The sequence below is a fragment of the Streptomyces fuscigenes genome (genome assembly GCF_021556455.1).
Taxonomy (GTDB): domain Bacteria; phylum Actinomycetota; class Actinomycetes; order Streptomycetales; family Streptomycetaceae; genus Streptomyces; species Streptomyces fuscigenes.
Window position 1 is genome coordinate 1 of sequence record NZ_JAKGCV010000790.1, and the last position, 1,156, is coordinate 1,156.

The following is a 1,156-nucleotide window of genomic DNA, read 5'->3' on the forward strand; positions in this document are numbered from 1 at the left end:
GGGCGCGGCCGCCGGCACCGGGCCGCGCGAGCGCCGGCGCTTCACGGCCCGCGCGAGCGCCCGGCGCGCCTGCGCCCGCACCACCAGCAGCGCCAGGACGGGCCGCAGCGCCGGGCGGGCCAGCAGGATCCGCCGGTTGTGCACGGGCTCGGGCCGCCAGTGGCTCTTGTACGCCTCGCTGCCGCGCAGCATGCTCAGCACGGCGTCCCCGGGCGTCTGCGGCCCGAAGTACTCGGCGCTGTTGCGCAGCAGCATCGCCGAGACGTCGATCTTGCGTTCCCGCAGCGCGGGCTCCGCGCCGTACAGATACCCGCCGGCGAGCCGCGGCGACAGGAGCGTGAGGTCCGACGCGACGAGGGCGCCGTCGAGGCGGAACTCCGTGACGCGGGCCTGTCCGCGAGCCGCCATCGCCCCCACGGCGCGGGTCAGGTGCTCGCGGAAGCGGTCCGACAGGTGCTCGGGGTTGACGCCGCGGCCCGCCCACTGGCGGCCGTGCAGCTCGATCAGCCGCTCGATCGCTGCGGGGATCGCGTCGTGCGGCACGGGACGCGCGACGACGCCGAGCTTGTCGGCCTTGCGCAGCTTGGCCCGTACCCGCTGGCCGGTCTGCGAGGGGAGCCGGCCGACGAGTTCGGCGACGGGACGGCCCGGCAGCTCCAGGCACAGCGAGTCGACCAGCTGCCGGCGCGGCCCCGGCCACGTCGCGAAGATGCGTTCGGCGGCGGCGCCCGGCCGCACCTCCCGCAGGTCGATCACGCGGGTGCGGGCCAGTTCGAGCAGCGCCCGGCCGAGGGCTGCGGCGGCGGTGTCCGCGCACGCGTCGTCCAGCAGCACGTCGCAGAAGTCCGTGAGGGCCCCGCCGAGCGGTTCGAGCACGGGGAAGGGCCGCCGGGCGAGCACGAGCGGCGCGATCGCGACCAGCCGTCCGTCGTCGCCGCGCACGGTGACGATCCGCAGCCGGCCCGGGGTGCCGTACGACAGCCACCAGGAGTGCAGCCAGGCGTGGGTCTGGAACGGGGTCGCGGTGCGGCAGCGCGCGAACAGCGCGTCCCACTCGTCGGCGAGCGCGGCGAAGTCCGCCGGGTCGCGCAGCACACGGACGCCCGGCGCGGCGCCCGCCCGGGGGCCGGGGACGGCGCCGTTCCCGGGCGCGGCG

General features: G+C 77.7%; 1 protein-coding gene. It reads right to left on the reverse strand.

Annotation, left to right across the window (positions count from 1 at the left end; translation table 11 throughout):
- The coding region (locus L1885_RS28575) for a GNAT family N-acetyltransferase (protein ID WP_372482061.1) at window positions 1-1,156 on the reverse strand (1,156 nt) is incomplete at both ends.